Annotated in this window: 15 protein-coding genes and 1 riboswitch; of the genes, 8 read left to right on the top strand and 7 right to left on the bottom strand. The window is 62.3% G+C overall.

The window, feature by feature from the left end:
• Positions 1 to 4 precede the first annotated feature (4 nt).
• From biuH to AC4CWF_RS21315, 7 genes are all read left to right on the top strand, one after another.
• Complete coding sequence (gene biuH / locus AC4CWF_RS21345) at positions 5 to 727, top strand: biuret amidohydrolase (protein WP_491287431.1); 723 nt, start codon at positions 5 to 7, stop codon at positions 725 to 727.
• A 14-nt stretch (positions 728 to 741) separates the two neighbouring features.
• The gene (atzD, locus tag AC4CWF_RS21340; RefSeq protein ID WP_491287429.1) at positions 742 to 1,851 is read left to right on the top strand and encodes a cyanuric acid amidohydrolase; all 1,110 of its coding nucleotides are present in this window, start codon (positions 742 to 744) and stop codon (positions 1,849 to 1,851) included.
• Complete coding sequence (locus AC4CWF_RS21335) at positions 1,848 to 3,389, top strand: ABC transporter ATP-binding protein (RefSeq protein WP_491287427.1); 1,542 nt, start codon at positions 1,848 to 1,850, stop codon at positions 3,387 to 3,389. The genes atzD and AC4CWF_RS21335 overlap by 4 nt, the downstream gene beginning before the upstream one ends.
• An 11-nt stretch (positions 3,390 to 3,400) precedes the next feature.
• Positions 3,401 to 4,096: a cysteine hydrolase family protein gene (locus tag AC4CWF_RS21330; RefSeq protein WP_491287425.1), complete on the top strand. Its 696-nt coding sequence runs from the start codon at positions 3,401 to 3,403 to the stop codon at positions 4,094 to 4,096.
• Positions 4,089 to 4,874: a 5-formyltetrahydrofolate cyclo-ligase gene (locus AC4CWF_RS21325; RefSeq protein WP_491287424.1), complete on the top strand. Its 786-nt coding sequence runs from the start codon at positions 4,089 to 4,091 to the stop codon at positions 4,872 to 4,874. The genes AC4CWF_RS21330 and AC4CWF_RS21325 overlap by 8 nt, the downstream gene beginning before the upstream one ends.
• Positions 4,875 to 4,876: 2 nt before the next feature.
• The gene (gene hpxZ / locus AC4CWF_RS21320; RefSeq protein ID WP_491287422.1) at positions 4,877 to 5,251 is read left to right on the top strand and encodes an oxalurate catabolism protein HpxZ; all 375 of its coding nucleotides are present in this window, start codon (positions 4,877 to 4,879) and stop codon (positions 5,249 to 5,251) included.
• A gap of 139 nt (positions 5,252 to 5,390) precedes the next feature.
• Entirely contained in the window at positions 5,391 to 6,041 is a 651-nt protein-coding gene (locus AC4CWF_RS21315) for a GntR family transcriptional regulator (protein ID WP_491287420.1), read from the top strand.
• 27 nt (positions 6,042 to 6,068) lie between these two features.
• Here AC4CWF_RS21315 and atzF read toward each other — a convergent pair whose 3' ends face one another.
• The 4 genes from atzF to AC4CWF_RS21295 form a co-directional block, all read right to left on the bottom strand.
• Positions 6,069 to 7,802: an allophanate hydrolase gene (gene atzF, locus AC4CWF_RS21310; RefSeq protein WP_491287418.1), complete on the bottom strand. Its 1,734-nt coding sequence runs from the start codon at positions 7,800 to 7,802 to the stop codon at positions 6,069 to 6,071.
• A 117-nt stretch (positions 7,803 to 7,919) separates the two neighbouring features.
• A complete protein-coding gene (locus AC4CWF_RS21305) occupies positions 7,920 to 8,900 on the bottom strand; it encodes a threonine ammonia-lyase (protein ID WP_491287416.1) in 981 nt (326 codons plus the stop codon).
• A gap of 394 nt (positions 8,901 to 9,294) precedes the next feature.
• Entirely contained in the window at positions 9,295 to 10,236 is a 942-nt protein-coding gene (locus tag AC4CWF_RS21300; protein WP_491287415.1) for a glutaminase, read from the bottom strand.
• A gap of 96 nt (positions 10,237 to 10,332) precedes the next feature.
• Entirely contained in the window at positions 10,333 to 10,839 is a 507-nt protein-coding gene (locus AC4CWF_RS21295; RefSeq protein ID WP_491287414.1) for a MarR family winged helix-turn-helix transcriptional regulator, read from the bottom strand.
• Between the two features lie 236 nt (positions 10,840 to 11,075).
• Between AC4CWF_RS21295 and AC4CWF_RS21290 the strand changes: the two genes are divergently transcribed.
• A complete protein-coding gene (locus AC4CWF_RS21290) occupies positions 11,076 to 11,735 on the top strand; it encodes a peroxiredoxin (RefSeq protein ID WP_491287412.1) in 660 nt (219 codons plus the stop codon).
• Between the two features lie 82 nt (positions 11,736 to 11,817).
• Here the strand turns inward: AC4CWF_RS21290 and AC4CWF_RS21285 are convergent, their stop codons facing one another.
• From AC4CWF_RS21285 to AC4CWF_RS21275, 3 genes are read right to left on the bottom strand one after another with little or no spacing between them, the layout of a single operon-like run.
• On the bottom strand, positions 11,818 to 12,597 hold the full coding sequence (locus AC4CWF_RS21285; RefSeq protein WP_491287410.1) for an ABC transporter ATP-binding protein: 780 nt from the start codon (positions 12,595 to 12,597) through the stop codon (positions 11,818 to 11,820).
• Positions 12,594 to 13,598 carry a FecCD family ABC transporter permease gene (locus tag AC4CWF_RS21280; RefSeq protein WP_491287742.1) on the bottom strand — a complete coding sequence of 335 codons (1,005 nt, stop codon included), beginning with the start codon at positions 13,596 to 13,598 and terminating at the stop codon, positions 12,594 to 12,596. Before AC4CWF_RS21280 ends, AC4CWF_RS21285 begins: the two co-directional genes overlap by 4 nt.
• 17 nt (positions 13,599 to 13,615) lie before the next feature.
• Positions 13,616 to 14,650 carry an ABC transporter substrate-binding protein gene (locus tag AC4CWF_RS21275; RefSeq protein ID WP_491287408.1) on the bottom strand — a complete coding sequence of 345 codons (1,035 nt, stop codon included), beginning with the start codon at positions 14,648 to 14,650 and terminating at the stop codon, positions 13,616 to 13,618.
• A 192-nt stretch (positions 14,651 to 14,842) separates the two neighbouring features.
• Positions 14,843 to 15,084, bottom strand: a riboswitch (cobalamin riboswitch).
• Positions 15,085 to 15,697 lie beyond the last annotated feature (613 nt).

Genomic DNA, 15,697 nt, shown 5'->3' with positions numbered 1-15,697 from the left:
TCAGATGAACACGCTCGACGAACGCATCGCCAACGCCCTGGTCCCCGGCGGAAAGACACTCGCCGCCGATCCCTATCCCTGGCCGTTCGATGGTGACTGGGGACCGCACAACACGGCGCTCATCGTCATCGACATGCAGACGGACTTTTGTGCGCCGGGCGGTTATGTCGACAGCATGGGTTATGACATTTCGCTGACGCGTGCCCCGATCGAACCCATTTCCCGCGTTCTCGCAGCCCTTCGCGCCAAAGGTTACCCGATCATCCACACGCGCGAGGGCCACAAGCCGGATCTTTCGGATCTTCCGGCCAACAAGCGCTGGCGCTCGCAGCGCATCGGCGCCGGCATCGGCGATCAGGGGCCGTGCGGGCGCATTCTGGTGCGCGGTGAACCGGGTTGGGAAATCATCCCCGAACTGCAGCCGGAACCGGGCGAGGCGATCATCGACAAGCCCGGCAAGGGCTCGTTTCTCGCGACCGATCTGGAACTGGTGCTGCAGACGAAGCGCATCCGCAACATCGTGCTCACAGGCGTCACCACCGATGTCTGCGTCCACACCACCATGCGCGATGCCAATGACCGCGGTTACGAATGCCTGCTGCTGGAGGATTGCTGCGCGGCCACCAAGCGCGAAAATCATCTCGCCGCCATCGACATGATCAAGATGCAGGGCGGGGTGTTTGGCGCGGTGTCGAACTCTTCCGATTTCATCAAGGCGCTCGCCTGATGGCGGAGGCCCTGATGCGGGAAGCAAAAGTCCATCGGATCGCAACGGCGTCTCCCGACGATGTGAGCGGGCTTACCCATGCCATCGAGACGGGGGAGATCATGCCAGGCGGCATCGTTGCGATCCTCGGCAAGACCGAGGGCAATGGCTGCGTCAACGATTTCACCCGCGCCTTTTCCGTGCAGGCGCTGAAGGCGGAACTCACCCGGCATCTACCCGCAGAGGCGGTGAACACAATCGCCTATGTCATGTCCGGCGGCACGGAAGGGGCGCTGTCGCCGCATCTTCTGGTGCTGGAACGGCGGGAAGGCCACTCTTCGAAGAGCGGCACCTCTTCGCTTGCCATCGGCTCGGCACTCACGGAAAATCTTCGGCCCGAGCATCTGGGCACGCTGAGCCAGGTGGCGATGGTGGCGGAAGGCGTGCGCGCGGCAATGGCCGATGCCGGCATTACCGATCCCGCCGACGTGCATTTCGTCCAGATCAAATGCCCGCTGCTGACGGCCGAACGCATCAGCCGCGCCACGCGGGAAGGGTTGACTGTCACCACCCGCGATACGCTGAAATCCATGGGCTTTTCGCGCGGCGCCTCGGCGCTGGGCGTGGCCGTGGCGCTGGGGGAGTTGTCCATCGATGCCTTCGATGAGGGCCTCATCTGCCGCGACCTCTCCCTCTGGTCGTCACGCGCCAGCACCTCGGCCGGTGTCGAACTGGAAAACCACGAGATCGTCGTTCTCGGCATGAGCCGCGACTGGACCGGGCCGCTCACCGTCGATCATGCGGTGATGGTGGATGCCATCCATGTCGAGCCTGTCCGCGCCATGCTGGAGCGTCTTGGCATCGGCCGCGCGGCGGATTTCGTCGCCCTGCTGGCCAAGGCTGAGCCCGGCACATCAGGCACGCTGCGCGGCGACCGCCATACCATGCTTGACGATAGCGATATTTCCGCCACCCGGCATGCCCGCGCCTTCGTGGCCGGTGTTTTGTCCGGCATGGTCGGCACCGCGCAGATTTTTGTGTCTGGTGGCGCCGAACATCAGGGGCCCGATGGCGGCGGGCCTGTCGCCGTCATCGCCCGCAGAACCACTGAGATCCCCGGCCAAAGACATGGAGAGAAAGCATGAGCGCATTGCCTCTCGAATTCCCGTCTGCCCGCAAGGCGCCCTCGCTGTCGGCCACGGGCATGACCAAGACGTTTGGCGCCTTCACAGCCCTTGGCGATGTCTCCATCGATGTGGCGGCGGGCTCCTTCCATGCGCTGCTTGGCGAAAACGGCGCCGGAAAATCGACGCTCGTCAAATGCATCATGGGATTTTATTCCCCCGACAAGGGCAAGGTGCAGCTTGACGGACAGGAGGTGGCGATCCGCTCGCCGCGCGATGCGCGCGCCCATGGCATCGGCATGGTCTACCAGCATTTTACCCTTGTGCCCTGCCTGACGGCGGCCGAAAACCTCGTCATTTCCCGCGCCGATACGCCCTCCGTCATCAACTGGGCGCGGGAGCGCCGGGCGCTCGATGCCTTCATGGAAACCATGCCGTTCCGGGTGACCCTTGATGCGCAGGTGTCATCACTCTCTGCCGGTGAAAAGCAGAAGCTTGAAATTCTCAAACTGCTCTACCTCGACCAGCGTTTCATGATCCTCGACGAGCCGACCTCGGTGCTGACGCCGGGCGAGGCCGACGAGATGCTCGGCCTTCTGCACGGCATGTGCGAGCGTGGCGAGATCACCGTGCTGATGATTTCCCACAAGTTCCGCGAGGTGAAAAGTTTCTGTGACCGTTTCTCCGTGCTGCGGCGCGGGCGTCTGACGGGCGAGGGGGACGCAAAGACGGCAAGCGTCGAAGAGATGAGCCGCATGATGATCGGCGATACGCAGGTGCGCGAGCGCGCCACCCGCGCCACGCTTGCCGAGCAGCCGCTGGTGCTGGAGCTGGCCGGTCTCTGCGCCGAAGACGATGCGGGCCTTCCCGCCATTCAGGGGGTGAACCTCAAGATCCGTGGCGGTGAAATTGTCGGCGTGGCCGGTGTGTCCGGCAACGGGCAGAGCGCGCTGGTGGAAACGCTGGCCGGCCAACGGCCGCTGACCGATGGCGAAATCACCATTCGCGGCGAGGTGTTTACCCCGAAGCGCGGCAATTTCGACCGGTTTCGCGTCTTCGGCCTGCCGGAGGAGCCGTTGAAGAACGCCACCGTGCCGCGCATGAGCGTGGCTGAAAACATCGCCTTCCGCTCCTTCGACAAGCCGCCGATCGCAAGCCTTGGCTGGTGGATGTCGAAAGGCCCGATGCGCTCAAAGGCCGAGGAACTGATTGCCCGGTACCGCGTGAAAACCACATCGCCGGATGCGCCGATCGAAACGCTGTCGGGCGGTAATGTGCAGCGCGCGGTTCTGGCGCGCGAACTCTCGGGCGATGTGGATGTGCTGATTGTTGCCAATCCCTGTTTCGGGCTGGATTTCGCCTCCGTCGCCGATATCCGCAGCCAGATCATGGAAGCGCGCAACCGGGGGGCGGCCGTGTTACTGGTCTCGGAGGATCTCGACGAAATCCTCGAACTGGCAGACCGCGTGGCGGTGATGTCCGGCGGGACGATTACCTATGTCGCCGCGACCGAAGCGACGGACCGCAACACGATTGGCCAGCACATGGCCGGACATTGAGGGCAGACATCATGACCATGCCGACAACGATCCCCGTTCCCGCCCGGCCTTACGCCTATCCTTTCATCCCCGGCCGCACTGCGCTTGTCGTTATCGACATGCAGCGCGATTTTATCGAGAAGGGCGGTTTCGGCGATGCGCTCGGCAATGATGTGACCCGGCTGGAAGCCATCATTCCCGTCATATCAAAGCTGCTCGAACTCTTCCGCCGCAAGCGCTGGCCGGTTGTCCATACCCGCGAGGCGCATCTGCCTGACCTTTCCGACTGCCCGCCCTCCAAAATCGCGCGCGGCGATGCGCCGCTGAAGATCGGTGAAGCCGGGTCTATGGGCCGGCTTCTGGTGCGAGGTGAGCCGGGAAACCAGATCGTTGATGCTTTAAAGCCGGTGGCCGGCGAGGTGGTGATCGACAAGCCCGGCAAGGGCATGTTCTTCGGCACCGACATCCAGTCGATCCTCGATAATAAGGGCGTCACGCATCTCCTCTTTACCGGCGTCACCACGGAAGTCTGTGTGCAGACCTCGATGCGCGAGGCCAATGATCGCGGTTATGAATGCCTGCTGGTGGAGGATGCGACGGAAAGCTATTTTGCTGATTTCAAGCAGGCCGCCATCGAGATGATGGTGGCGCAGGGCGGCATCGTTGGCTGGGCGACGCCTTCTGCCGCGCTCGAGGCGGCCATCTCGGAGGCGCCTGTCCATGCCTGAGGCGCAAACGACACAGCAAGGCCGCTGGGCGGGGCGCAATACCGGCAAAGACCGTGTGCGCAACCGCATCTGGGCCGCCCTTGAGGAACAGGGCGTGGCCGTCGGTCCCGCCTGGAGCATGATCCCGAATTTCGTCGGCGCCGACCATGCCGCCTATCTCCTGTCGCAGACACCGGAATGGCGGGCGGCGCGCACGGTGAAAACCAATCCGGATGCGCCGCAAATCCCCATCCGCCTTCGCGCACTCTACGAGGGCAAGACCGTCTATGCGCCGGTGCCGTACCTCACGAAGGACTTCCCTTATCTGCGACTTGATCCGAAAAAACTTGTCGAAAAGGGCATATCCTTCGAACTTGCCGCCGTCTCCCAAGGTTTTGTCGAGCATGGCGAGCGCATCGGTTTTGAGGACATCGAACCCTTGGATTTCTGCGTCGTGGGCTCTGTTGCCGTCTCGCGGGAGGGCGGGCGCACCGGCAAGGGCGCCGGTTTTGCCGATCTGGAGACCGCGATCTTTCGCGAAATGGGCATTATTACCGACGACACACCGCTGGTGACGACGGTGCATTCCCTGCAGCTGGTGGATGCCACGGACGTGGTGATCGAAAGCCATGATTCACCGCTTGATCTCATCGCAACAGAAGGCGAACTGATCGTCACCGGCAATCGCCAGCCCCGTCCACTGGGCGTCGACTGGGACCGTGTGCGCCCCGACCAGTTTGAAAACATCCCGTTTCTCACCGAACTGAAATCACGCATGATGAAAAGCAGGAAGGCCTGACGATGGAGATCAACCATCCCGAAACCCGTGCTGAGGTGGAGGAGATCTTTGCCCTTTACGAAAAAGCCCTTCTGGCCAATGACAACGAGACGCTTCTGTCGCTGTTTCTGATGAGCCCCGTGACGGTGCGCTACGGCGTGTCGGAGGTGCAGCACGGATTTGACGAGGTGAAGGGTTTTCGCGCGGTGCAGGCGCCGTTCACGCGCAAGCTGGAGCGCACGGTGATCACCACCTACGGGCGTGATTTCGCCACCGCCTCGACGCTGTTTCACCGCCCTGATTTTAAAGGTGAAGTGGGTCGGCAGATGCAGACCTGGCTGCGCACGCCAGACGGCTGGAAGGTGGCGGCGGCCCATGTCAGCATGATGCCGGAATGAAGCCCGCAGCTTTTGCGCTGCATTTTTGGCGCGAATCCTGCCAAAAGCCTGTGTGGCACAGCCGGGCGGCACGCCGCGGCGTTTGCGGCGCGTGCCGTCAAAGCTCGCATGACGATAAAGACAGGACAGTGAACAGGCCGTGCTAGAAAAGACACCGCGCACATCGAGCGAGGATATTCGCCGCCAGTTGGCCGAGCGGATCATCACAGCCGAGCTTGCGCCGGGAACCGTGCTCGATGAAACCCAGCTGGCGGCCGAGTTTTGCGTGTCGCGCACACCGGTGCGCGAGGCGCTGAAGCTTCTGGCGGCAAGCGGGCTGGTGGACCAGCGGCCGCATACGCGAACCGTCGTGGCGCGGCCCGACGAGGAAAAACTTGCCGGCATGTTCGAGCTGATGGGCCATCTGGAGGCGCTGTGCGCCGGCCTCAGCGCCCTTCGCATGACGGCTGGCGAACGCGACCGGCTGGACGTGCTGCATGGCGAAATGGCGATGATCGTGTCTGCCGGCGACCGGGCGGCCTATATTGTCGCCAATGAGCGGTTTCACAGCGCCATCTATCGCGGCAGCCACAATCCCTATCTCGATGAGATCACCCATTCGACGCGCCAGCGCCTGCAGCCGTTTCGCCGCGCCCAGTTTGCAACGCTTGGCCGCCTGGCCCGTTCGCATGCCGAACATGGACTGATCGTCGAGGCCATCATGCGGGGCAACGAGCGGCAGGCCGAAGACATGATGCGGGGGCATATCACCCAGGTGGAAGATGCCTATCACAAACTGATCGGCGGCTGATGGCCTTTGCCGTCAAGGTCTGGCGTCTTATTTGCGGGCGGCCAGAAACGCCCGCCAGCTGCCATAGTCGCTGACGTCGATGGCCGTTTTGACGGCGGCGGCATCGACCAGGCAGCCTTTCACCTCCGTGCCGTCGGCAAGCGCCACGGTGCCGATGGTGCAGGGCTTGGCAAGATTGGCGCACATGGCGCCGAAGGCTGCAGGTTCCAGCGACCACACTTCCGCCTCGACGCCAACCCCTTGCCCGCGCGCCACCGGCAGCAGGCCGGGCCGCGGCGGCACGGTTCCGGGCATGGCGAAAAGCCGGTAATCGGGTCTTGTGCGGGTGGAGCGAAGGAAGCTTGCGCCCATGCCCTTCAGCTCGGCATTGCGCGGCAGGCCGGACAAGAGCGGGCCGATAACCACCAGTTCGATCCGTCCCTCTACCGCACGCGGCGGATTGACGGGACGCGCATGGCTGGCGGCCATGCGCGCCATGGCCGCCAGCAGCCCATCGCTGCCGGCCGGGCCGATGAAGGTCAGGCTGGAGGGCAGATTATCGGACCGGACGCCGACGGGAACGGTGATCGCGGCCAGATCCAGCAGGTTGACGAAATTGGTGTAGACACCGAGGTTGGAATTGTAGGTGACCGGCTCGCGGGCAATATCCGACATGGTGTAGAAGCGCGGAATGGTCGGCACCGCCAGGCAATCCAGCTTCTCCAGCACCAGTTCCGCATGACGTTTCAGCTCGGCGCGCTGGTAAAAGGCCTCAAAGGCTTCGATGGCGCCCAGATTGCGGGCCTCGTTGATGATGCTGAAGGTCACCGGCAGCAGCGCCGAAGGATGTTCCTCGATCAGCGCCTTGATCGCAACATAACGCTCCGCAAGCCAGGGGCCTTCATAGAGCAGGCGGGCTGCCGCATGGAAGGGTTCGAAATCGATCTCCACAATGTCGGCACCAAGCGCCTTAAGGCTTTCCAGATCCGCCGCATAGGCTCTATCGGATGCCTCATCGCCAAAGAACTGGCGCTGGGCGACGCGCGGCACGCCGATTCGCGGCCGCGGCGGCACCGAGCCGATGGAGGGCTGCGGCAACCGCTTGCTGAACGGGTCCTTCGCATCAAAACCGGAGCAGACGTTCATCACCTGGAAGGCAAAGTCCACGTCGCGGGCAAAGACCGAGACGGTTTCGAGCGTACGGCAGGCCGGCACCACGCCGGTGGAGGGCAGGAGGCCAAGCGTCGGCTTCAGCCCGACGATGCCGTTCATGCCCGCCGGCACGCGCCCGGCACCGGCCGTATCCGTTCCGAGCGCAAAATCGACGAAACCGCGCGCCACGGCAACCGCCGAGCCCGAGCTTGAGCCGCCGGGAATGAGATCGGCCCGCAAGGCATTCTGGGGAATGCCGAAGGGCGAACGCACGCCGACAAGGCCGGTGGCGAACTGGTCCATGTTCGTCTTGCCGACGAGAATGGCGCCAGCCGCTTCCAGCCGTTCCACCACCGCAGCCGACCGCTGCGCGTCATAGGCAAAGGCCGAACAGCCGGCGGTCGTCTGCATGCCGACCACATCGATATTATCCTTGACGGCAAACAGCATGCCGTAAAGCGGCTTGGCGCTGAAATCGCTGCCCTCCAGGCTTTCCGCCTCGGCCAGTGCCCGCTCGCGTTTCTTCAGCGAGATGAACACGGAACGGTCGCGCAACGTTTCCGCCGAATCATAGAACTCGACAACAGCGTCCCTTGCGGAAAAATACGACGACCGGACGGCTAAACGCATGGAAATTCCCGTTTAATATCTGGCAAATGCTGATTTGCTGAGGACTCTAGCGGATTCCTAAAACAGTTGCAGTTATTTTAGCGCGTTCCAACTGAATTTTGGCCGTCGATACTTCGACTACACATCACTGTGGCGAGCAAGCGCTGCTGAAAATACCTGCGGGTCGACGTTTCCGCCGGAGCAGACGGCAATCACGCTGTCTCCTTCGATCTCGCCCTGCCTGAAAAGGGCCGCTGCCAGCGCCACCGCGCCGCCCGGCTCCACGACGATCTTCAGCCGGTTATAGGCAAGCACCATGGCCGCCAGCGCCTCATCGTCGCTGACCACAAGGCCTTGGCCGCAGAGGCGCGCATTGATCGGGAAGGTGATGTTGCCGGGCTGCGGTGTGACGATCGCATCGCAGAGAGAACCGCCGAGACGCGGGTTACGCTCGATCCGGCCGCTTTTCAGCGAACGGGCCGTATCGTCAAATCCTTCCGGCTCGGCGGGGCGCACCGTCAGGCCCGGCGCGCGTGCCTCCAGCGCCAGTGCCACGCCGGCGGTCAACCCGCCACCGCCGCAGCAGACGATGACATCCGCTTTCTCGATGCCCTCGGCCCGTGCCTGCTCGGCAATCTCAAGGCCTACCGTCCCCTGGCCGGCAATCACCTCAGGCTCGTCGAAAGGCCGGATCAGCGTCAGCCCGCGCGCCGCGGCAAGGCGGGCGCCGATCTCGTCGCGATCTTCGTTCTCGCGGTCATAGAGCACCACCTCGGCCCCGAAGGCGCGGGTGTTGTCGATCTTCAGCTTCGGCGCATCCGCCGGCATGACGATGACGGAAGAAATGCCGTGCATGCGCGCTGCAAGCGCCACCCCTTGGGCATGGTTGCCGGAGGAAAAGGCGATGACGCCACGCGCGCGAACCTCCGGCTCGAGCGCGGACACGGCAGACCAGGCACCGCGAAACTTGAACGAACCGGTGTGCTGCAGGCATTCCGGCTTCACAAACACCCGGCGCCCGGCGATCGCGTCCAGAAACGGCGAAGAGAGCAGCGGCGTCAGTCGCGCCCGGCCACCGATGCGTTCTGCCGCTGCTTCGATCATGGAAATAGTCGTCATGCCGGTCCCCGCCTCAATACTCAATTCTATGTCGCCGCCTTGGCGAGCGGGCACGACGCTACAGCATCGGCTGGTAAAGCGGAACCGGTTTTTGCACGGCACAATTGCGCAGATTCAAGAGGTTAAGACGCAGGGAATGAGGAGAGTGTCCGAACGAAATTCGGGAGGAACGCCGAAACATTCCTCCCGTTGCCGCATCTCCCTGGGGAAGGGGGATGATCTGAAACTTTATTGGATTGCTCGCAACGTAATGGTCGAAAACAAGACCTCAAAACTGCTGACTGCTGAGTGCAAGTTCACCTGAAAGTGAAGGTGTGTCACATGGCGCAAAAGGCAACCCGTGCAGGATAAGATTTTTCGACAGTGTTATCCTCGGTGCCTGTGGTTTCACGCATCAAGCGTGCGGCGCGCCAAAAATCGACCAGCCGGTTTTTGCCGCCAGCATTTCGAGCGCAATCGATCCGATCAGCGAGTTGCCGTTGGCGTTCAATCCCGGAGACCAGACGGCAACCGAGGCGCGGCCGGGGGCAACCGCCAGAATGCCGCCGCCGACGCCGCTTTTTCCCGGCAGGCCGACGTGATAGGCGAAATCGCCGGAACCGTCGTAATGGCCGCAGGTCAACATCAGCGCATTGATGCGCCGCGCCCGCTGGCTGGAGACGACCGTGTGGCCCGATAGCGGGTTCTTGCCGTTTGCCGCCAGAAACAGACCGGCACGGGCAAGCTGAACGCAACTCATGGCCAGCGCACACTGGTGGAAATAGACCCCCAGCACATGATCGACGGGATGGGTGAGCTTGCCGAAGGATTTCATGAAATTGGCGAGCGCAAAATTGCGAAAGCCGGTCGCGGTTTCCGAGCGGGCGACTGCCGGATCGATGGCAATGCCGGCATCGTCGGCCAGATATTGCACGAAACGGACGATTTCGCCGATCGCCTCGCGCGGTGTGTGGCCGGACATCACCAAATCGGAAATGGCAATCGCGCCGGCATTGATGAAGGGATTGCGCGGCTTGCCGTTTTCATGCTCGAGCTGCACGATGGAATTGAAGGCGGAGCCGGAGGGCTCGCGGCCGACGCGGTTCCAGGTGGTTTCGCCGTGTTTGCCGAGCGCAAGCGTCAGCGTGAACACCTTGGAAATACTCTGGATGGAGAAGGCTTCGTCGCAATCGCCGACCTTGGAGACGCGGCCTTCCAGATCGATCACCGCGATGCCGAACTTTTTCGGATCGACATTGGCAAGCTCGGGAATGTAATCGGCCGCCTTGCCTTCGCCGGTACGCGGGGAAAGGGTGGCGTGGATTTCCTCGATGATGGCCTGAAGGTCGGTCGTCACGGTCGGGCATCTCCCTGCGGCAGATCTTTTTGAAAGCCCTTCTTCTATTGTCCATCCGGCTTTGCTTCGCAAGTGCAGCATAGCCGGGTTCGCGAACTACTCGTCAGCGGGGCCGGACAGGTGACTTGCCGCCGATGTCTTGACGCGGCCAATATCGCGCCAGAGGGCGGCTATCATGTCCTCGGACACATCACCCATGAGATCCCGCAGCCAGCCTTCGTGGGCCTCTGCCATGGCGGAAAACGTGGTCATGCCGGCCTCTGTCAGCTTTGCCACGGTCACACGCCGGTCGTCTGTCGGGGTTTCGCGGATGACCAGCCCGTCGGCCTCCAGCCGCTCGACAAGACCGGTAATGTTGCCGTTGGTGACCATGGTGCGCCTTGATAGTTCGCCAAGGCGCAAGCCTTCCTGTTCCCGGTAAAGCTGGGCCATCAGGTCGAACTGGGGAAGCGTCGCGCCAAATTCGGCGCGCAGGCGCTTGCGGATTTCCGTCGAGATGAGCTTGGTGGTGGACAGCATGCGAAGCCACAGCCGCGTTTCCGGTTTGGAGCGGGCATGCGTGGTGATTTCAAGGTCCATGCTGGTTTCATCCGGTTCCGTCATGCGCAGGCGTCCCCTCGGTTCTTCTTTTGCCAAAGCTGTACGAACCGTTATTTGAATTGTCAAAGGATTGGGTGAGCGGGCGGAACGGACGCTTTGCCGGGGGACTGCAAGGATGGCGCGAAAAAGAGAATGAAATTGCCCGGATGGGCGATTTGCCGCAACAGCCTCCCTCGTATCGAAAAGATTTGCGCCTATCTTCAGGGCATCCTGTTTTCAATGTCCTGGAGGAACATCCCTTGTCTTTGCGCATCAACGATATCGCCCCGGATTTTACCGCCGAGACCACGGTCGGGCCGCTCAATTTCCATGAATGGATCGGCAATGGCTGGGCGGTTCTCTTCTCGCATCCGAAGAATTTCACCCCCGTCTGCACGACAGAGCTTGGCGCGATGGCCGGCCTCGAAGGCGAGTTTCAGAAACGCGGCGTCAAGATCATCGGCATTTCCGTCGATCCGGTTGAAAGCCACGGCAAGTGGAAGGACGATATCCGCACGGCAACCGGTTATGACGTGGAATATCCGCTGATCGGCGACAAGGACCTGAAGGTCGCAAAGCTTTATGACATGCTGCCGGCCGGTGCTGGCGAAAGCTCGGAAGGCCGCACGCCTGCTGACAACGCCACCGTGCGCTCTGTTTATGTCATCGGCCCGGACAAGAAGATCAAGCTGATCCTCACCTATCCGATGACAACAGGCCGCAACTTCAACGAGATCCTGCGCGCCATCGATTCGATCCAGCTGACGGCCAAGCACCAGGTGGCAACGCCGGCCAACTGGCAGCCGGGCGAAGACGTTATCATCACCGCTGCCGTCTCCAACGAGGATGCGATCACCCGTTTTGGCGCCTTCGATGCGGTTCTGCCGTACCTGCGCAAGACCAAGCAGCCGGCTGCTTAAGTTTTTTGATGTAGCGCCGGGGCAAGCAACAGGCTTGCCCCGGCGTTTTTTTGGGGCGCCGTTGCGTGAGCGAGGTTACCTCTTACTCCGCAGCCATCCGTCTTGCCGGCGCAAAGCGGATGGAGCAAGTGCTGCTTTCGCCGCGCTCCACCACAGCCTCCACGTCAAACACATCGCGGATCAGCCGAGGCGTCAGCACCTCTGCCGGGCGGCCGAGGGCAACGATCCGGCCAGATTTCATCACGGCGATGCGGTCGCAGAACATAGCGGCATGGTTGAGATCGTGCAGCGCTGCAATGACAGTCAGATCGAGATGACGCACCAGATCGAGAAGGCCGATCTGGTGGCCGATGTCGAGATGGTTTGTCGGTTCGTCCAGCACCAGAAGCCTTGGCGCCTGGGCAAGCGCGCGTGCAATGTGCAGGCGCTGGCGCTCGCCACCGGAGAGCGTGTGCCACTGGCGCGCGGAAAGATGCGCCATACCGACATCTTTCAGCGCTGCATCGACAATCGCATCATCGTTTTGCGACCACGGCGACGATAGTCCGAGATAGGGCGTGCGGCCAAGCTCCACCGCCTGGCGCGCCGTCATGCGCTCGGATGTATCGGCCTGCTGTTCCACCAGCGCCAGACGCCTTGCGAGATCGCGCCGGGCAAGTTTTGCAAGCGGTTCCCTGTCCAGGGTGACCGTGCCGGTGCGCGGCTTGCGCAGCCCGCAGAGCATGGAAATCAGGCTCGTCTTGCCCGATCCGTTCGGCCCGATAATGCCGAAAAATTCGCCGGATGCGACGGTGAACGAGACATCACGCACGAGCATGTTGCCGCCGCTGACCAGCGAGAGATTGTCTGCCTCGACCTTCAAAGACTTGCCCTCCGCTGGCTCATGATGAGGGCAAAGGCGGGGGCGCCAAAAAGCGCCGTCACCACGCCGATTGGCAGCACCTGACCCTGGATGAGAATACGCGACAGAACGTCTGCCGCAATCATGAAGATGGCGCCGACGATGGCGGCGGCCGGCAGAAGAACGCCGTGGCGCACGCCGACCAGCATGCGGGTGGCATGCGGAATGACCAGCCCGACAAACCCGATGGAGCCGACCAGCGACACCATGACCGCCGTCATCATCGCCGTCGTTGCAATGAGGATGACGGTAACCCGGCGCACCGGAATGCCAAGCGAGGCGGCCGATTCCTTGCCGAAGGCAAAGGCATCCAGCGCGCGGGCCTGCCCCAGGCAGATGACAAGGCCGACGATTGCCACCGGCAGTGCCAGCGTCACATCCGGCCAGCGCACACCTGAGAGGTTGCCGAGCAGCCAGAACATGATGCCGCGCGCCTGTTCGGCATTGGCAGCTTTCGTCACGACAAAGGAGGTCAGCGCGTGAAAGAGCTGCGAGCCTGCAATACCCGCCAGAATGATGGCGGCCGAGCCGCGCCCGGCACGCATGGCCAAGAGGCTGACCAGCACAAAGGCGATGACGGCGCCGGCAAAGGCGCCGAGCGGCAGGCCGATCATGCCGCCGCCGAGCCCCAAGATCGCAACCGATACCGCGCCGGTGGACGCACCGGCGGAAATGCCGAGCACGTAAGGGTCGGCCAGCGGATTGCGCAGCAGCGACTGCAGCACGACGCCAGACAAGGAGAGCGCCGCCCCGCAGCAGGCGGCCACCACCACACGCGACAGCCGGTAGCTCCACACGATGCCTTCATCGATGGCATCAAGCGGGTAACCGGCGCCGAACAGGCGGTTGGCGGCAGTTTTCGCCACCACCTCGAACGGAATTGCCGTTTCGCCGATGGCGGCTCCAAACCAGAGCGCGAGTAGAAGGGCAGCAAGGGCAGCACAGGCTGCCCCCACCGCCATGCGCGTGCGGCTGTGCTTCAACGCGAAAGGCCCGCCTTGGCAATCGCATCGGCCAGAACCTCGATGCCATCGATGGTGCGGATGGTCGGGTTCATCGTCTGCGCGTCCATTTCCACCACATGACCGGCCTTCACCGTCGGCATCAGGCTGACAACCGGATCCTTCTGCAGGAAGGCCGTCTTGACGGCGATGTCATCGGCGGGATAACGGCGCCGTTCCATGCGGGCGGTGACGATGATCGACGGGTTGGCCCGTGCAATCGTTTCCCAGCCGACGGTTGGCCATTCCTCGTCGCTGTCGATGACGTTTTCTATGCCGAGCGCCTTCATGATGTAGCCCGGCGCACCGTTCTTGCCGGCCACATAAGGGTCTGCGGCAAGCGTTGCGCTGGAAAACCAGAAGACGGCCGATAGTTTTGACGTGGCGCCTGCCACCTTGGCGCGGGCGGCCTGTTCGCGCGCCACAAGATCGGCCACCACCTGCTCGCCGCGATCTTGAACGTTAAAGATCCGGGCGAGGTCGCGGATTTCCTGGTAGATCAGGTCCATGCTGAAGGCTTCTGCCCGCACACCGTCGCCGCCGGAGGAATTGTCCTTGCCGATGCAATCCGACGGCGAGGTGTAGACCGGCACGCCGAGATCCTCAAACTGAGCAATCGAGCCGACGGTGCCCTTTGGCCCGACATGCCACTGGAACTGCACCGTGACGAGATCGGGCTTTGTGGCGATGACGCTTTCAAAGCTCGGGTCGTTATCGGCAAGGCGCGGCACGGCCGCATTGGCCTCCTCATAACCCTTCAGCACCGGCCCCAGCCAGACGGCCGTGCCAACCACTGTCTTGGAGAGACCGAGCATATAGAGAATTTCCGTCGTGCTTTGTCCGAGCGACACGGCCCTTTCCGGCGTTTTTGAAAAGGTAATCTGTCGCCCGCAGTTCTGGAGCGTCAGCGGATAGGTGGTTTCAGTGGCTAAAGCGCCCGAAGCGACAAATGTGGCGGCAAGGCCGGCAAAAAGCTGCAAAGCCGGTACGGCCCGGCGCAGCAACTGCGTCATGCTGGAAATCATTGGTCAAACCCTGTCAGTGTATGGCCGTCAAACGGACCTGCGATAAGGCACCTCGGCTGCAGCCAGCCTCGGTGAACGGATGTCTGGCGTTTGGGGCGCTTGAGGGTTCGACATGCGGTGCTCGCAAAAGCGAGTGTCATTCATTGTCAGCTCCTGTTCCGGGCATCCCCGCCCGTGACGTTGGACTTCAGTGCGATGGCAGGTCTCCTGGCTCACGGTTAGCGCTTCTCATCTGCCTTCCCGCACGCTTTTGTCGTGCAGTGGCATGGCGCCTTTATCAGGCGCCACAAGGATGATCGGCATCCGCTTACAGTTGCGGGGGCAGCCACGGCTTTGGACCCCAAATGGGCTCTGCACCGTGTTCCCTATTAATCCCCTCGTCCGGAAAGCCGGATTGGGGAACCATCAACGACCAGTTAAGCTGCCATACAACACCGCGTCAAGGCGCAGCATGACCGCAAAACGATCTGCCTTCGTTATGTAATGTAATATCGTTACGTCTAGAGGCGCGCAAGTGTTTTGTCCAGAGGGTTTCCCGGATTTTGCACAGGAGCGGCTTTGCCCGCTTGGTGCGTGCTGACAGCGAATCGCCAGCCGGCAGCGTGGTTCAGACCGGCGATGCTCATGACGAGCGCCTTCGACCTATCGGAAATTGTGACATGGCGTCCGGTCCCTGCCGCCTGGCGGGTTTGGCGATGGTCGATCCCCGCCGGAAGGATGCGGGCATCCCGTCGCGGCTACGGGGATCGTCAGTTGCGGGTTTGCAAGCGCTCTAGGGTGCTCAACTCTTGCCCGCTCCATAATGGATCGGTGATCACGGTAGCGCGGCAAAATTTGCCCCTTTTCGGGACGGGCGCGTCGGAAACGGTTCTTGCATGTTTTTCTTCCGTCCCGTTTTGGAGCGATACCGGAAAGAAATACTAGCGCCTGCGCCGGATCTTCTGCCATGTCGCGGTGCGACGTTACGGCAAACCGCTGTTTGCCTTGTTCTTGTCTCATTTGCAGGCGAATCTGTCGTCAGATATAGTGTTGCGG

The sequence above is a fragment of the Neorhizobium sp. PAMB6630 genome (assembly GCF_058242775.1).
Note: the sequence above shows the minus strand (reverse complement) of the source record. Positions and strands in the feature narration are given on the sequence as shown.